Below are 15,880 nucleotides of genomic sequence, written 5' to 3'. Positions count from 1 at the left end.
CATCCGCAAAGGCCGGAAAAACAGCCGGCCTTTGTTTACCCTTCACTTTTATCCGTATTCATTTGCTGGTTTTGAAGAAAATCCGTCACAGGGCAGTAACGGACAATTCCTTCCCCGACTTTCATCGCACCCATAAACGCTACCATTAAGTATGTGCTGCACCACGGTTTTCGCGATAATTTGGCCGTCGCCCAGGCAAGCGAGGTAAGGCCACACGTAATCCGGATCAGTGCATTCATAATGCCAATATTTGGGGCTATCTTCATTGCTGCAAGTCACCTTTTTGCATGTTTTCAAATTTCTTTACTGCTTTAATGGCTAAAATATGGTAAAATAATTTTATATTAGGGTTCCCCCTAGGGAGGAATGACAAAATGCTTGACCAACGCTACAGATGGAAAAATAAACAAATCAGAGAGCACGTTGCCGTACTCGACGGCAATTTGGCGCCTACCATGGTTTTAAAAAATGCCCGTTTTCTGCATTCCACGTTAAGAAAGTGGATATCGGGGCATATTTGGATATATCAGGACCGCATTGTATATACCGGGGATAAACTGCCTGAAAATCTGGCCGGTTGCGAGGTTGTGGATTGTTCGGGCCAGTGGCTGGTGCCCGGGTATGTTGAACCGCATGTCCACCCTTTTCAACTATATAATCCCCAATCCTTTGCCCTTTATGCAGCCCAAACAGGGACGACAACATTGATTAACGATAATCTTATGCTCGTTTTATTGTCGGACAAAAAGAAAGCGTTTTCTCTCGTGCAAAGGTTCCGCCATTTCCCTGTCACAATGTATTGGTGGGCCCGATTCGACGGACAGACGGAACTTGCAAATGAAGAAATGATTTTTTCACATGAGAGCGTGAAATCGTGGCTTGAACATGATGCTGTGCTGCAGGGAGGGGAATTGACGGGCTGGCCGAAATTGGCGGACGGCGATGACTTGATTCTTCACTGGATCCAGGAAGCAAAACGGATGAGAAAGAAAATTGAAGGGCATTTTCCAGGTGCATCGGAAAAAACATTGGCAAAAATGATGCTGTTTGGGGCAGACTGTGACCATGAAGCAATGACGGGAAAAGAAGTGTTGAACCGGCTGATGCAGGGTTACACGATATCTCTGCGTTATTCATCGATCCGCCCCGACCTGCCTGCTTTGCTGGACGAAATAAAAACGCTCGGCATTGACCAGTATGATCAAATGTTTTTTACAAGCGATGGAAGCTCGCCGGCTTTTTACGAGCAGGGCGTGCTTGACAGAATGATCAAAATCGCGATGAAACACGGGGTTCCGCCGGTTGACGCGTATTTGATGGCAAGCTACAATGTGGCCCGCTATTATAATATCCAGCATTTGCACGGTATGATTGCCACGGGCAGAGTGGCGAGCATCAATTTTCTCGAAAGTGAAACGAATCCGGTACCTGTCTCTGTCCTGTCTAAAGGGATATGGATGAAAAAAGACGGGAAAGCAGTAGAACAGGAGGAACCGATCGATTGGGAATCGTTTGGCCATGGCCCGCTCCAGCTAGAATGGGATCTTGAGTATGATGATTTGCAATTCTCCATGCCGTTCGGGATTGAGATGTCCAACAGCGTCATTACGAAGCCGTACTCGATTACGTACGACGTTTCATACGATGTGCTGCCTGACGATTACGAAGATAATTTTTTGATGCTGATGGATAAAAAGGGAAAATGGCGCATCAACACATTAATCAAAGGGTTTGCAAAAGGCCTGATGGGGCTGGCGTCATCCTACTCGTCCACAGGGGATATTTTATGCATCGGCAAATCTAAAAGCGACATGATGCTGGCCTTTAAACGGATGAAAGAACTGGGCGGCGGCATCGTAATTGCGGAAAAGGGGGAGATCGTCCATGAAATCCCGCTCCCGGTCGGCGGAATCATGTCGGATCAAAATATGGAAGATTTAATCGGGCAAATGAAAAAGTTCGCTGAAGTCCTGAAGAAGCGCGGTTACCATTATGATGACCCGATGTATTCTTTGCTCTTTTTATGCGCAACCCACTTGCCTTACATCCGGATTACTTCAAAAGGAATGTACGATGTCATGAAGAAAACAATACTCTTTCCAACTATAATGCGTTAAAATAATAAAGTATCAACTATTCAATATTTAAGAGCGGGAGAAATGGGCAGCGCGGTTCTGCTGGTTATCTTTTTCCCGCTTGAAAAAAGGGAGATGGTACTTTCGAAAAAGGGAATGCATTCATTTTGCCGCAGGACCAGACCCTGCGCCACAGCCGGCCCATCTTAAAAAGCGGGGGTTTTTTGGAGTTTAGAAAGAGCGATTGGAGTTGCAAGGATGAAAAAGAAAAATTTGATATGGATGCTTGTGCTCTTGTTTGTCCTATCGGCTTGCGGCCGCCAAAACAGTACCGGCACACAGCAGGAGGAAAACGGAACAGGCGCTAAATCTTTGCAGGCGACGGAAAAGAGATGGACGGAACCATTAACGGGCCTTAAGACAAGCAGTAAACCCGATAGGCGTGCTGTTGCCGTCATGGTGAACAACCATCCCCTTGCACGCACGCAATCGGGGCTGTGTTCGGCCGATATTGTTTACGAAGCACTTGCGGAAGGGAATATTACCAGGTTCGTTGCTATTTTTGAGAGTGATATGCCGTCCAACATCGGCCCTATCAGAAGCGCCAGGCCATATTTTATTAAACTGGCGAAAGGTTACAACGCTTTATATATTGCACACGGCTACAGCCCGGGGGCGAAAAAACTACTCGATTCGGGTTATGTCGATGAGCTGAACGGCATGCAGTATGACGGCACCCTGTTTTACCGCTCATCTGCAAGAAAAGCGCCGCATAATTCCTACATCACTTATAAAAATATTTTAAAAGGCGCCAAAGAAAAAGGCTATGTGATGGACAATGCACCGTCTCCGCTACCTTTTATGACGGAAAAAGAAGTGAAAAACATCTCGGGGATTTCAGCCGGCAAAATCAGCATCCGTTATTCAAACCAAAGCAATTTAAACGCCGAGTACCGTTATGATGCGGAAAAACAAAGGTATACCCGTTACTCAGGCGGCGTGCAGACAGTGGATGCGAACAACAATCAGCCGGTTTTGATCGATAATTTATTTATAGTGGCCGCTAAGCACAAACTGATCGACAGTTACGGGCGCAGGGATATTGATTTAACATCCGGCGGCAAAGCGTATTTGATCCAGAAAGGGAAGCTACAGGAAGTCGAATGGGAAAACGACAATGGCAGGATCCTACCGTATAAAGACGGTGAGCCGATCAAATTGGTACCGGGAAAAACGTGGATTAATATTGTCCAGAGCCTGGGCAGTGTGACGGTATCCGATTAAACGCAAAATGAATGGCCAGCCGGCCGGGTTGCGCCGGAAAGCAATGGAGCAAAGGAGAATGTAAAGGTTTATGCAAATTGATAAATTACGCGGAAGAGCGCTTGACCAATTGTTTGAAGCGATTTTGTCGCTTGAAACCATAGAAGAGTGCTATCGCTTTTTTGATGATTTGTGCACCGTCAATGAAATACAGGCAATGACGCAGCGCTTGGAAGTGGCGAGAATGCTGCGTAACGATAAAACGTACCATGCCATTGAGACCGAAACAGGCGCTAGCACGGCCACCATTTCACGCGTCAAACGCTGCCTCAATTACGGCAACGATTCATATCAAATGGTCCTCGACCGCATCGAAAAAAAGCACAAACAGGATAACAATGCGGAAGAAAACGAAACAGAAGAATAACAGCTGAAAAAAGCTCTCTTCATTTTGAAGCAGAGCTTTTTTCACGCAAAAAAAAACAGGCGAACATCCGCCTGTTTCAAAATATTAGAATTGAAAGTGAACACAAGATTAGGGTGGTTAGGAGTATAGCAATTATAATACCCGTGGTTCTGCTTCATAGTTTGGTTTTGCACTAAGAGCAAGTGCCGTCGGGGATTTTACAACTAGTACCCGTGGTTCTGCTTCATAAGCAACTTTTTTAGTGTGTAATGCTGTGCTCTCCAATTTAACAAAAGAAGAAGCAAACAAAACAGATACAATACCAAAAATTACAAAGTATTTTTTCATTTAAACTACCTTCCTTTCAAATTTCTATGATTTTGTTATATGATTCTATTGCTACTTTAAAATAGATCGTGGCAAGTTTATATTTGTGATTTTCTACATAAAAGTCCCCAAGCATTTCAGTATATGTTGTCAAGCGTGCATAATCTTTTTGTTGTTTTAAAATAGGAATAAAATCTAACAATGTTTTCTCAAATTCTTCATATTCTTCGTTAAGCAGGAACTTATATACCGTAAGCTCATAATAGAATATAAGATAGTTATCTTTTCCGATTTTATCCAACCAACCAAGTCCCTGCATGACCTTTCCCAATGCTTTTTCATAATGTGAGCTTTTGTAATATTCCTCAATAATTGAGATAAGGGCAAGCAGACGAACTTCAAAATGAGAAGTTTCTTCTTTTATTATTTCTGCATAATGGGAAATTGCTTCTTCTCTGTTATTTTGGACGGAGTGTAAATGCCCTAAATTTTGATGCACTAATCGAATAAGATCTTTCCTTTTGGTAAGTTCTGCTAATTTTTGCGCCAACTGATAGTTTTGAATTGCCTTATCATATTGACGAATTCTTCGAGATGAAATTCCAAGGATAATGTGGCATTCGGCACATCTTTCAAAATGATAGTTTTGCTTATAATATTCAAGAGCTTTAGCAGCATAATTTTGCGCTTCTGAGGTTAACCTCAACTTGCTGCATGTAACAGATAAAGTATAGGAAAGGTCGGCTTTTTCTTCTTCTGATATATTTGTTTGGATACTAATGTTGTCTGCAAGTGTATAATATTGAAGCGCATTTTGCTGTTGATTAATCATAGAATAATAGTTTCCATTAAATTTCAGCCAGTAATATTTTTGTATTGGATTGAAAGTTGAACTGATTTCTCTAAGTTTATCTATTTGTTGTTTAGCCAGATCATAAGCTTCGATTTTCAAATAATACCGGACCAGATGGATTTTCCATAAAACCGAAAGTTCCATATCCTGCATATTCTCTGCAATTGGAAAGATTTCTTCATAAGTTTTTTTGATTAAATCCGTATCCTTTGATGTAAGCAGCAAATGAAACCAGTCTTCACATTTCTTCTTAATGTTTGCATCTGCCTGGCTGGTTAAGTCAATTCCAAGGCGTGCGCTTAAAAGTTTGATGACATCTTCATGCGGTTCAATTTTTCCATTCTCGATTTTCGATAAATAAGAAGTGGAAATGATCCCGTCTGCCAATTCTTCCTGTGTCAAATTTTGCTGTATGCGGTGCAGCTTGATGATGGATCCCACGTTCATGTAGATCACCCGGGCTCATGCGTTTTACTTTTATTATACTAAATTGAATAAAAGTCTGATAGTTTGTTCCGGGAGAATGGGTATCCGAAATCTGGATGTACTTTTCCGGCTACCGTTTCTTTTCGTTTCTTTCCTTCAGAAACAAGTCCAATTTCTGAATGAGCGCGTCGATGTCTTTCTTCGTGATCTTCATTAACATCATCTGATCATCCATATCATCCAGCCCCCTTGGAAAATTTAATAGAATTCTCATATTTTTATATTATCATGATTTTGCACGGACGGACTTGGGAAAGTAAGCGCGGTATTTGACAGTAATAGCAAAAATTCTTTCCGGTTTTCCTTTTTGAAAAGTGCGAAGCGTGCCGGCAAAAGCCGATTGCTGTTATATTTTTCCTAGCCGAGGAAAAGCTTTTTTGCGCAAGCCTGCAAATGCTATAATGGGCTATGATGGATGAAGAATGGAGGATTTCCGGTTTATGTACGATGTGCGCGAATGGCGGCATGCCTTCAAATTGGATCCGAACAAGGAAATTTCGGACAACGACTTGGAAAAAATTTGCGAGTCTGGGACCGATGCAATCATCATCGGCGGGACGGACGGCGTGACGCTCGACAATACGCTCCAACTGATGTCAAGGGTAAGGAGATACGCAGTGCCGTGCTGCCTGGAAGTGTCGAACTTGGACACGATCACGCCCGGCTATGATCTGTACTTAATTCCAACAGTCTTAAACAGCAGAAGTACGACATGGATCACCGGTGTCCACCATCAGGCTGTAAAAGAATACGGCGAGCTGATGGACTGGAACGAGATCTTTATGGAAGGCTACTGTATTTTAAATCCTGACTGCAAAGCAGCCCGGGCGGCGGAAGCAGATACCCGCCTTGATGATGAAGATGTCATCGCTTATGCGAGGATGGCTGAGCATATGTTCAAGCTTCCGGTTTTTTATTTGGAATACAGCGGATTATACGGGGATAAAAATCTTGTTGAAAAAGTCAAAAACGTGCTTGAAAAGGCAACTTTGTTTTACGGCGGCGGCATCCGCACAGCACAGCAGGCAGCGGAAATGGCGCAGGTTGCGGATGTGGTTGTTGTCGGCAATGTTGTCTATGAAAATATCCAGGAGGCCGTAAAAACGGTCCAAGTTGTGAAGCTAACGGAATTGTGATAAAATAGGAACAAATGTTCTTTTGTGGTGGTGAAACTATGCAATTTTTAACTGACCGCCTTCTGAACGGACTGAACCCGCAGCAGAAAGAAGCGGTCAAAACAACTGAAGGCCCGCTTTTGATTCTCGCCGGGGCGGGAAGCGGCAAAACGAGGGTGCTGACCCACCGCGTCGCTTATTTAATGGTGGAAAAAGGCGTCAACCCGTATAATATTTTGGCAATTACATTTACGAACAAAGCCGCGCGCGAAATGAAGGAAAGGATTGCCGGCATTATGGGGGGCGCCGCCGAGGAAGTATGGATTTCTACTTTCCACTCGATGTGCGTGCGCATTTTAAGAAGGGACATCGATCGGATCGGTTTTAACCGCAATTTTACGATTCTTGATTCAACCGACCAATTATCGGTCATCAAGAATATTTTAAAAGAAAAGAATCTCGATCCGAAAAAATTTGATCCGCGTGCGATTCTCGGGAAAATCAGCAGCGCAAAAAATGATCTCATCGATTACGAACAGTACGCAAAGCATGCCGGCGACTTTTTTGACCAGGTCGTAAGCGATGTGTATGAAGCTTACCAAAAACGGCTGAGGAAAAACCAGTCGCTTGATTTCGACGATCTCATCATGATGACGATCCAATTATTTAAGCGCGTCCCGGAAGTCCTCGAATACTACCAAAGAAAATTCCAATACATTCACGTTGATGAATATCAGGATACCAATAAATCCCAGTACACACTTGTAAAACTTCTGGCGTCGCGGTTCCAGAATATTTGCGTTGTCGGGGATAATGACCAGTCGATCTACCGGTGGCGCGGCGCGGATATCATGAATATTTTATCGTTTGAAAAAGACTATCCGAACGCGAAAGTTATTTTGCTTGAACAAAATTACCGCTCCACAAAGAAAATTTTGCAGGCCGCCAATAAAGTGATAGAAAACAACGCAAACCGGAAAAAGAAAAACTTATGGACGGAAAACGAAGAAGGGCAAAATATTGTCTATTACCGGGCGGACAGCGAACAGGCGGAAGCACAGTTTGTCGCCGGAAAAATTAAGGAACTGACGGCGTCCGGAAAACGCAAATACTCCGACATTGCCGTCCTGTACCGCACGAACGCCCAGTCCCGCGTCGTCGAAGAAGTGTTCATGAAATCCAACATCGAATACAATATCGTCGGCGGCATCCGGTTCTATGACCGGAAAGAAATCAAAGATATTTTGGCCTATTTGCGGCTGATTGCCAACCCTGATGATGATATCAGCCTGCTTCGAATTATCAATGTGCCGAAACGCGGCATCGGCTCAACTTCGATGGATAAAATTGCGCGCTATGCAGCGGACCAGGATATTTCTTTATTTGCCGCCCTTCAGGATACTGATTTTATTGGCCTCAGCCCGAAAATCGCCAAATCCGCCCGAGAATTTTACGAGTTTATCCGCAATTTCAACCGGATGCAGGAATATCTGTCCGTCACTGAACTCGTGGAAGAACTGCTGGAGAAGTCAGGATACCGCGAAGCGCTCAAACTGGAAAAATCGATTGAAGCCGAAAGCCGGCTTGAAAATATCGATGAATTTATTTCGGTTGCGCAGGAATTTGAGAAAAATAATGATGATAAAAGTTTAATCTCCTTTTTGACCGATTTAGCGCTCGTTGCCGATATTGACCGGCTGGATGAAGAAGATGTGCCGAAAGATGCTGTAGTGTTAATGACACTTCATGCGGCAAAAGGGCTTGAGTTTCCGGTCGTCTTTTTAATTGGAATGGAAGAAGGGGTCTTTCCGCACAGCCGTTCCCTGATGGATGAAGCGGAAATGGAAGAAGAAAGGCGTCTCATGTATGTCGGTGTAACGCGCGCCGAAGAAGAACTGTACCTTACGAATGCGCAGATGCGGACGCTGTACGGGCGGACAAATATCAATCCGGTTTCCCGGTTTATTAGTGAAATTCCGGAAGAATTAATTGACCAGGCCAACCGGGAGGAAGAAGACGGTCTTGATTTCCGTTCCCCTTCTTCACGAAGCAGCGAAAGAATGCAGCGAAGGCCGATGGTGCGTCCTGCCGCCCATCAAAAACAAGGGGCTGAGAAACTTTCCTGGAATGTGGGCGATAAAGCCGAACATAAAAAATGGGGAATTGGCACCATTGTCAGCGTCAAAGGAGAAGGAAAATCGCTCGAACTCGATATTGCATTCCCGAGCCCTGTCGGCATTAAAAGGCTTTTGGCAGAATTTGCGCCGATCACAAAAGTAGAATAGAATAAGTCTAGCCAACGAACGGGAAAAGCTGGCGGCCCCACACCGCCAGCATCCTGATGGAAAGGATTGTTGCACATGGATTATAATGCGGCAGCCAATCGGGTGATCGAACTGCGCAAATTGCTCAACCAATACAGCTACGATTATTACGTCCTTGACCGTCCGACTGTCCCGGATTCAGAATATGATAAGCTTTTGCGTGAGCTGCAGGAAATCGAAAATACATATCCGGATTTGATTACGCCGGATTCGCCAACGCAAAGGGTCGGAGGAGAACCTTTGTCCGGGTTTGCCAAAGTGGTCCATGACATCCCAATGCTGAGCCTGGCAAATGCCTTCAACGAAGCCGATTTGCGGGATTTCGACCGCAGGGTCAGGGAGGCTGTAGGGGATTCGTACGAATATGTCTGCGAACTGAAAATAGACGGGCTGGCCATCTCCCTTAAATATGAAGATGGTTTGTTTGTGCAAGGATCAACAAGGGGGGACGGCACGATAGGCGAAGACATCACGGCCAACCTCAGAACCGTCCGCTCCATTCCACTCCGGCTGAATGAACCGGTCACGATTGAAGCACGCGGCGAATGCTATATGCCGAAAAAATCTTTTGAGGCATTGAACCGTATCAAGGAAGAGAACGGTGAAGAACCTTTTGCCAACCCACGGAATGCGGCAGCCGGATCGCTGCGCCAGCTCGACCCGAAAATTGCGGCATCGAGAAACCTTGATACGTTTATGTATGCGATCGGCGATACAAACGGTTTGAATATTCTGACCCATAGTGAAGGGCTTGATTTTCTTGAGAGGCTCGGTCTGAAGGTGAACAAAGAACGAAGGAAATGCCGGGATATAGGGGAAGTGCTGCAATATATCGCAGAATGGACGGAAAAACGTCCGAACCTTCCTTATGAAATTGACGGCATCGTCATAAAAGTGAACAATTACGCCCAGCAGGCCGCCCTCGGTACGACGGTCAAAAGCCCGCGGTGGGCAATTGCTTTCAAGTTCCCTGCCGAAGAAGTCGTAACGAAATTAACCGGCATTGAAGTGAAGGTGGGACGCACCGGTGTTGTCACGCCGACAGCGATTCTGGAACCGGTGCGTGTGGCGGGTACGACCGTCCAGCGGGCAACGTTGCATAATGAAGATTTAATCCGTGAAAAAGATATCCGCATCGGCGACTATGTCGTTGTGAAAAAAGCGGGCGACATCATTCCGGAAGTGGTTCGCCCAATCGTGGAGCGGAGAAACGGAAACGAGCAGGAATTTTTTATGCCGACACATTGCCCGGACTGTGGCAGCGAACTTGTCCGGTTAGAGGATGAAGTGGCGCTCCGCTGCATCAATCCGAATTGTCCGGCGCAAATTCGTGAAGGGCTAATTCATTTCGTGTCAAGGGATGCGATGAATATCGAAGGGCTCGGCGAAAAAGTCATCAGCCAGCTGTTCCGGCATGAACTGATCCACGATGTGGCGGATATTTACCGGCTGAAAAAAGAAGAGCTATTACAACTGGAAAGAATGGGGGAAAAATCGGTTTCCAATCTGCTGGCCGCGATCGAAGCTTCGAAAGACAATTCGTTGGAAAAACTGCTTTTCGGGCTTGGCATCCGCCATGTCGGCGCTAAAGCCGCCAAAATATTGGCGCAGCAGTTTGGAACGATGGAACGCTTGTCCGGAGCGACGCGTGAAGAACTGGAAGCCATACCGGATATCGGCGAAAAAATGGCCGATTCCATTGCCGCTTATTTTGAAAACGAAGAAGCCGAAGCTTTAATCCGTGAATTGAAAGAGTTAGGCGTCAATATGGCATATAAAGGCCCCAAACCGGCCGATGCGGATCAGCTGGAATCGCCTTTTGCCGGCAAAACGGTGGTGCTGACCGGGAAACTGTCGCAAATGACACGTAATGAGGCAAAAGAAAAGCTCGAAGCGCTCGGGGCAAGCGTTACGGGCAGCGTCAGCAAAAAAACCGATCTTGTCATTGCCGGCGAGGATGCAGGCTCCAAGCTTACAAAGGCAGAACAGCTCGGCATTGAAATTTGGGATGAAGCGTCGTTTTTGGAACATCTCAAATCATAAGCAAGGGAAAGCGAGAAATGAAAAGGTGGAACAGGCAGTATGAAAAAATGGTATCCCCTCATATTATCTATGGTTTTACTGGCGGGCTGTACGCCAAAATTCGGTTCAGATGACAAAGTCGTCCAGAAAAGCAACAATAAAAAAGAAACATCCATCGTGACGAGTTACCAGATTTCAGACCAATATTATAAAAACATTTACCCGTACAAAACGAGCAAATCAAGGGGGCTGGTCGTCAGCAATTTAAACACTTCTTATGATATTGAAGAGTTTGAGACCGGCCTGATGCGGGTGGCACAGCATAATTATTCCCCTGATGACTATCTGTTCCAGGAAGGGCAGTATCTTTCCTCGGATACAATTACAAAATGGCTGAACCGCAAATATACAAAAAGCCAGCTGAAAAAGAACGGTTTGAAGGAAAAAGACAATGTCGGGCTGAATCCGATGAACGATGGAAAGGGTTCGGTCCAGCAGCAAAATGAGAAAAATCCGATTTATCTTGCGCAAATATTGGAACAGGATTATTTGACGCAAGACAGCAAAGGCAACGTAAAGCTGTCGGGCGTTGCGATCGGGCTTGCGCTGAATTCTGTTTATTATTACCAGAAACAGAAATATGGCGCGACCTATGAGGTGAAAATCCCGCAGAGCACGTTAAACACAAAAGGGAAGCAGATTGCCCAGGAAGTTGTGCAGCGCTTGCGCAATATGAAGGCTTTGAAAAATGTCCCAATTACCATTGCACTTTATAAACAGCAAAGCAAAGATTCGGTCATTCCGGGGAATTATTTTGCTTACGCAACGGTTCCGGCAAACAGCACGACTGTTAATGACTGGAAAAATATTAATGAAAAATATTATTTGTTCCCTTCAAACAGCGCCACAAATGCGCATCGCGATGACGAGAAAACATTCGAGAATTTCAAAACGGACATCGAGGATTATTTTCCAAACTATACCGGCTGCATCGGCAGGGCGAGATACAGCAACGGGCAGCTTGTTGATTTAAGTATTGATATTCCTATCCAGTTTTACGGACAGGCGGAAGTCATTGCCTTTACGCAGTATGTGGCCGGGCTTGTCGTGAAAACATTCCCGGATTACGTCAACCTGCAAGTGAGCATCACGGCCAACAACGAACCAAAAGCGCTGATTGTCCGCGAATCGAAAGCAAAAGACCCGACCATCCATATTTATAACTAAAAAAGTGGCTGTCCCAAATTAAAACAAGAAATCCCGTCTAGAAAACAATTTCTCGACGGGATTTTTCCATTTTGGGGACCTTTTTTCAAAGGAGGCTGATCTTTCCTCCTGTTTCACGTAGGTTTAGGAAATCTCCAAAGACCGTATGAGCTAAATTTTCCCGTAGGATCGGCCCTTAGGAGCTATATCAAGACCGTTAGAGTAAATCTTCTCCGTAGAAATGGTCGTGAGGAGCTATATCAAAACCATAAGCGTAAATTTGCCCCGTAGAAACGGCCTTTAGGAACTTTATAAGGTACGTGCTACCAAGATTTTCGACTTAAAATAAGTTTGCTCAAACTGTTAGTGAACGGGCTTTTGGAACAGCTCCTTTTTAGTATGGCATAATTTTTAAAAAGGAAAACATTTTTTAAAAAATTTTATAAAAAAAGCTACCATTTTTATTTGTTCTGTTATATAATAAAAACACGTTAAGGATACTGTATTATAACAAAAGAAAGGGAGTGAGTGAATGGAGACCAAAGCACCAGGTATTACCGTAACGGGATCCATCCATGAGGGTTATGATGAAATATTAACCCCGGAAGCGCTGCAGTTTTTGGAACAGCTGGAGCGACATTTCGGAGGCAGGCGGCGTGAACTTTTGGAATACAGGAAACAGCGGGAGGAAGAAATCAAATCCGGAAAGCTGCCGCATTTTCTCAAAGAAACTGCTGCAATCCGCGAAGCCGATTGGACCATTGCACCGCTGCCTGAGGATTTGCAGGACAGGCGTGTCGAGATTACAGGGCCGGTCGACCGGAAAATGATCATCAATGCCTTGAATTCAGGCGCGAAAATGTTTATGGCCTGTTTTGAAGATGCAACATCCCCAACATGGGAAAACATCATCGGTGGCCAGATCAATCTACGGGATGCCGTCAATAGAACCATTATTTACACCGCCCCGAACGGGAAAGAATACAAGCTCAACGAAGAAACCGCTGTCTTAATTGTAAGGCCGCGCGGGTGGCATTTGGAAGAGAAACATATATTGGTAGACGGCAAACCGATGTCTGGCAGTTTAGTAGATTTTGGGCTTTACTTCTTTCATAATACCCGCAGGCTCCTGGAAAACGGCACGGGCCCGTACTTTTACCTTCCGAAAATGGAAAGCCATTTAGAAGCTCGCCTTTGGAACGATGTATTTGTCTTTGCGCAGAAATACATCGGCATCCCGAAAGGCACGATTAAAGCGACTGTTCTGATTGAAACGATCATGGCCGCGTTTGAAATGGATGAAATTTTATACGAGCTGAAAGAACATTCGGCCGGCCTCAACTGCGGACGCTGGGATTATATTTTCAGCTATATCAAAAAGCTGCGCCACCAGCCGCAGTTCATTACGCCTGACCGGTCTTTGGTCACGATGACGGTGCCGTTTATGCGGGCATATTCGCTTTTGACGATCCAAACATGCCACCGCAGGAACGCGCCGGCAATTGGGGGCATGGCTGCACAAATCCCGGTAAAAGATGACCCGGAAAAGAACGAAGAGGCGTTCCAAAAGGTCAGAGCGGATAAAGAGCGGGAAGCAAGGGACGGGCATGATGGCACATGGGTTGCACATCCGGGCCTCGTACCGGTCGCGATGGAAGCGTTCAACAAAGAAATGCCGCAGCCGAACCAAATTCACTCCGGCAAGCAGAAAGATCTCAAAGTGACAGCCGAAGACCTGCTGGCCGTTCCGGAAGGGGAAATTACGGAAAAAGGCATCCGCGAAAACATTTATGCGGGCATCCAGTACATTGAGTCATGGTTGAGGGGAAGGGGTGCTGTCCCGATCTCCAACTTAATGGAAGACGCGGCAACGGCCGAAATTTCGCGCACCCAGCTCTGGCATTGGATCCGCCATCCTAAAGGGGTGCTGTCTGACGGCAGGAAAGTGACATTTGAACTGTACGAACAGATCAAAGCGGAGGAACTGGAACGCATACAGCGCGAAACCGGCGAAGAATTTTTCCGCTCGGGACGTTTTGATGAAGCGGCCGAGTTATTCGATAAACTGATCAAAGAGGATCACTTTATTGAATTTTTAACATTGCCGGCATATAAATTGCTTGGCTGATAGCGCCATCCTGGCAGGGCAGAACAAAGGGAAAACGCGCAAGGCAAAATAGGCGGACAGTCCATTTTGCCGGTGTATTTACAATATATTGAAAAAATGGGAGGAATTTTCGATGGTAAATGAAAAAGCTCAGGAACTTCAGCGTAGCTGGGACAAAGATGAAAGGTGGCAGGGCGTTGTCCGCCCGTACTCTCCTGAGGATGTACTCAAACTAAGGGGTTCGGTGCAGATTGAATATACATTGGCACGCAGGGGAGCGGAAAAATTCTGGAACCTGCTGCATACGGAAGATTACATTCATGCTTTGGGAGCCTTAACAGGGAACCAGGCCGTCCAGCAGGTCAAGGCGGGATTAAAGGCGATTTATTTGAGCGGTTGGCAAGTCGCGGCTGATGCGAACTTGGCCGGGCAGATGTATCCGGACCAAAGTCTTTATCCGGCCAACAGCGTGCCGAGCGTTGTTAAACGCATCAACCAGGCACTGCAGCGCGCCGACCAGATCCACCATGCTGAAGGAGACGATCGTATCGATTGGTTTGCGCCGATTATTGCCGACGCGGAAGCCGGCTTTGGCGGTCCGTTAAATGTATTTGAACTCGTGAAAGCGATGATTGAAGCAGGCGCTGCGGCCGTCCATCTTGAAGACCAGCTTTCTTCCGAGAAAAAATGCGGCCATATGGGCGGCAAAGTGCTGCTACCGACACAAACGGCCGTCCGACATTTGATTGCGGCCCGCCTCGCTGCAGACGTAATGGGCGTGCCGACAGTTATCATTGGCCGCACGGACGCCAATGCCGCAAGCTTGATTACAAGCGATGTCGACCCTTATGACGCGCCGTTTATTACCAAAGAACGGACGCCGGAAGGATTTTACCGCACAAGGTCAGGTATTGACCAGGCAATTGCCCGCGGCCTTGCTTATGCGCCGTATGCGGATCTCATCTGGTGTGAAACGAGCGAACCAAATGTGGAAGAAGCGCGCCGGTTTGCGGAAGCCATTCACGAAAAATTCCCTGGCAAACTGCTCGCTTACAACTGCTCGCCTTCTTTCAACTGGAAAAAGAAACTTGATGAAAAAACGATCGCCAATTTCCAACAAGAACTTGCGCGCATGGGGTACAAATTCCAATTCGTTACGCTTGCAGGCTTCCACGCTTTGAACCACAGCATGTTCGAGCTTGCCCGCAATTACCGCGACCGCGGCATGGCGGCATACTCCGAACTGCAGCAGGCTGAATTTGCAAATGAACCATACGGCTACACGGCAACGCGCCATCAACGCGAAGTCGGCGCCGGATATTTTGACGAAGTATCAATGGTCATCACAGGGGGGACATCTACAACAACCGCGCTCGCAGGTTCCACCGAACAGGAGCAATTTACACATTAATAAAAAAGGGGCTGTCCCAAAGTCGGTAGATTGACGTAGGGGCACCCCCTTTTTTTATGTAAGGTAATGTTATCTGAGAATGTTGATGATCACGAAAAATTCACTCGCTTTCCGCACGCGTTGCCCCTCGCTCGTTCCTTATCACGAGGGGTCTCTTCTTGCTTGCTTTTCCCGCAGGTGTCTCGTAAATTTCGCGATCATCAACGCGTGATAAACGAAGAAAGTGCAAAAAACAACCGCCTTTTCCATTATAATGTAAGTGACTAGCAAACATTGAATGGAGGC

General features: G+C 45.9%; 12 protein-coding genes. 9 read left to right on the top strand and 3 right to left on the bottom strand.

Going from position 1 to position 15,880, the window contains the following annotated elements; genetic code table 11:
• Positions 1 to 35 precede the first annotated feature (35 nt).
• Positions 36 to 266 carry a YgaP family membrane protein gene (locus GBH70_RS11275; RefSeq protein WP_151681141.1) on the bottom strand — a complete coding sequence of 77 codons (231 nt, stop codon included), beginning with the start codon at positions 264 to 266 and terminating at the stop codon, positions 36 to 38.
• 108 nt (positions 267 to 374) lie between these two features.
• Between GBH70_RS11275 and GBH70_RS11270 the strand changes: the two genes are divergently transcribed.
• From GBH70_RS11270 to GBH70_RS11260, 3 genes are all read left to right on the top strand, one after another.
• Entirely contained in the window at positions 375 to 2,117 is a 1,743-nt protein-coding gene (locus GBH70_RS11270) for an adenine deaminase C-terminal domain-containing protein (RefSeq protein WP_151681140.1), read from the top strand.
• Positions 2,118 to 2,333: 216 nt separating this feature from the next.
• A complete protein-coding gene (locus tag GBH70_RS11265; protein ID WP_151681139.1) occupies positions 2,334 to 3,359 on the top strand; it encodes a DUF3048 domain-containing protein in 1,026 nt (341 codons plus the stop codon).
• 70 nt (positions 3,360 to 3,429) lie between these two features.
• A complete protein-coding gene (locus tag GBH70_RS11260) occupies positions 3,430 to 3,765 on the top strand; it encodes a YerC/YecD family TrpR-related protein (RefSeq protein ID WP_151681138.1) in 336 nt (111 codons plus the stop codon).
• Between the two features lie 132 nt (positions 3,766 to 3,897).
• On the opposite strand, the gene GBH70_RS11255 is transcribed toward GBH70_RS11260, so the two are convergent.
• Both GBH70_RS11255 and GBH70_RS11250 read right to left on the bottom strand, forming a co-directional pair.
• Positions 3,898 to 4,092 carry a hypothetical protein gene (locus tag GBH70_RS11255; protein ID WP_151681137.1) on the bottom strand — a complete coding sequence of 65 codons (195 nt, stop codon included), beginning with the start codon at positions 4,090 to 4,092 and terminating at the stop codon, positions 3,898 to 3,900.
• Positions 4,093 to 4,108: 16 nt separating this feature from the next.
• The gene (locus tag GBH70_RS11250; protein ID WP_151681136.1) at positions 4,109 to 5,371 is read right to left on the bottom strand and encodes a helix-turn-helix domain-containing protein; all 1,263 of its coding nucleotides are present in this window, start codon (positions 5,369 to 5,371) and stop codon (positions 4,109 to 4,111) included.
• Positions 5,372 to 5,850: 479 nt separating this feature from the next.
• Between GBH70_RS11250 and pcrB the strand changes: the two genes are divergently transcribed.
• From pcrB to aceA, 6 genes are all read left to right on the top strand, one after another.
• Positions 5,851 to 6,546: a heptaprenylglyceryl phosphate synthase gene (gene pcrB, locus GBH70_RS11245; protein ID WP_151681135.1), complete on the top strand. Its 696-nt coding sequence runs from the start codon at positions 5,851 to 5,853 to the stop codon at positions 6,544 to 6,546.
• Positions 6,547 to 6,584: 38 nt separating this feature from the next.
• Positions 6,585 to 8,810 (top strand): DNA helicase PcrA, encoded by a 2,226-nt coding sequence (pcrA, locus tag GBH70_RS11240; protein WP_151681134.1) that lies wholly within the window; start codon positions 6,585 to 6,587, stop codon positions 8,808 to 8,810.
• A gap of 75 nt (positions 8,811 to 8,885) precedes the next feature.
• The gene (gene ligA, locus GBH70_RS11235) at positions 8,886 to 10,892 is read left to right on the top strand and encodes an NAD-dependent DNA ligase LigA (protein ID WP_151681133.1); all 2,007 of its coding nucleotides are present in this window, start codon (positions 8,886 to 8,888) and stop codon (positions 10,890 to 10,892) included.
• A 39-nt stretch (positions 10,893 to 10,931) separates the two neighbouring features.
• On the top strand, positions 10,932 to 12,098 hold the full coding sequence (locus GBH70_RS11230) for a CamS family sex pheromone protein (RefSeq protein ID WP_151681132.1): 1,167 nt from the start codon (positions 10,932 to 10,934) through the stop codon (positions 12,096 to 12,098).
• Positions 12,099 to 12,609: 511 nt separating this feature from the next.
• The gene (gene aceB / locus GBH70_RS11225; RefSeq protein WP_151681131.1) at positions 12,610 to 14,205 is read left to right on the top strand and encodes a malate synthase A; all 1,596 of its coding nucleotides are present in this window, start codon (positions 12,610 to 12,612) and stop codon (positions 14,203 to 14,205) included.
• A 112-nt stretch (positions 14,206 to 14,317) separates the two neighbouring features.
• Entirely contained in the window at positions 14,318 to 15,595 is a 1,278-nt protein-coding gene (aceA, locus tag GBH70_RS11220) for an isocitrate lyase (RefSeq protein ID WP_151681130.1), read from the top strand.
• The last annotated feature ends 285 nt before the right edge of the window (positions 15,596 to 15,880 follow it).

It is taken from the genome of Weizmannia acidilactici (genome assembly GCF_008974225.1).
GTDB lineage: Bacteria > Bacillota > Bacilli > Bacillales > Bacillaceae_C > Weizmannia > Weizmannia acidilactici.
Note: the sequence above shows the minus strand (reverse complement) of the source record. Positions and strands in the feature narration are given on the sequence as shown.

Coding starts and splice junctions, on each gene's coding strand:
- GBH70_RS11275 (WP_151681141.1), bottom strand. CDS start 266: ATGAAGATAGCCCCAAATATTGGCATTATGAATGCACTGATCCGGATT.
- GBH70_RS11270 (WP_151681140.1), top strand. CDS start 375: ATGCTTGACCAACGCTACAGATGGAAAAATAAACAAATCAGAGAGCAC.
- GBH70_RS11265 (WP_151681139.1), top strand. CDS start 2,334: ATGAAAAAGAAAAATTTGATATGGATGCTTGTGCTCTTGTTTGTCCTA.
- GBH70_RS11260 (WP_151681138.1), top strand. CDS start 3,430: ATGCAAATTGATAAATTACGCGGAAGAGCGCTTGACCAATTGTTTGAA.
- GBH70_RS11255 (WP_151681137.1), bottom strand. CDS start 4,092: ATGAAAAAATACTTTGTAATTTTTGGTATTGTATCTGTTTTGTTTGCT.
- GBH70_RS11250 (WP_151681136.1), bottom strand. CDS start 5,371: ATGAACGTGGGATCCATCATCAAGCTGCACCGCATACAGCAAAATTTG.
- pcrB (WP_151681135.1), top strand. CDS start 5,851: ATGTACGATGTGCGCGAATGGCGGCATGCCTTCAAATTGGATCCGAAC.
- pcrA (WP_151681134.1), top strand. CDS start 6,585: ATGCAATTTTTAACTGACCGCCTTCTGAACGGACTGAACCCGCAGCAG.
- ligA (WP_151681133.1), top strand. CDS start 8,886: ATGGATTATAATGCGGCAGCCAATCGGGTGATCGAACTGCGCAAATTG.
- GBH70_RS11230 (WP_151681132.1), top strand. CDS start 10,932: ATGAAAAAATGGTATCCCCTCATATTATCTATGGTTTTACTGGCGGGC.
- aceB (WP_151681131.1), top strand. CDS start 12,610: ATGGAGACCAAAGCACCAGGTATTACCGTAACGGGATCCATCCATGAG.
- aceA (WP_151681130.1), top strand. CDS start 14,318: ATGGTAAATGAAAAAGCTCAGGAACTTCAGCGTAGCTGGGACAAAGAT.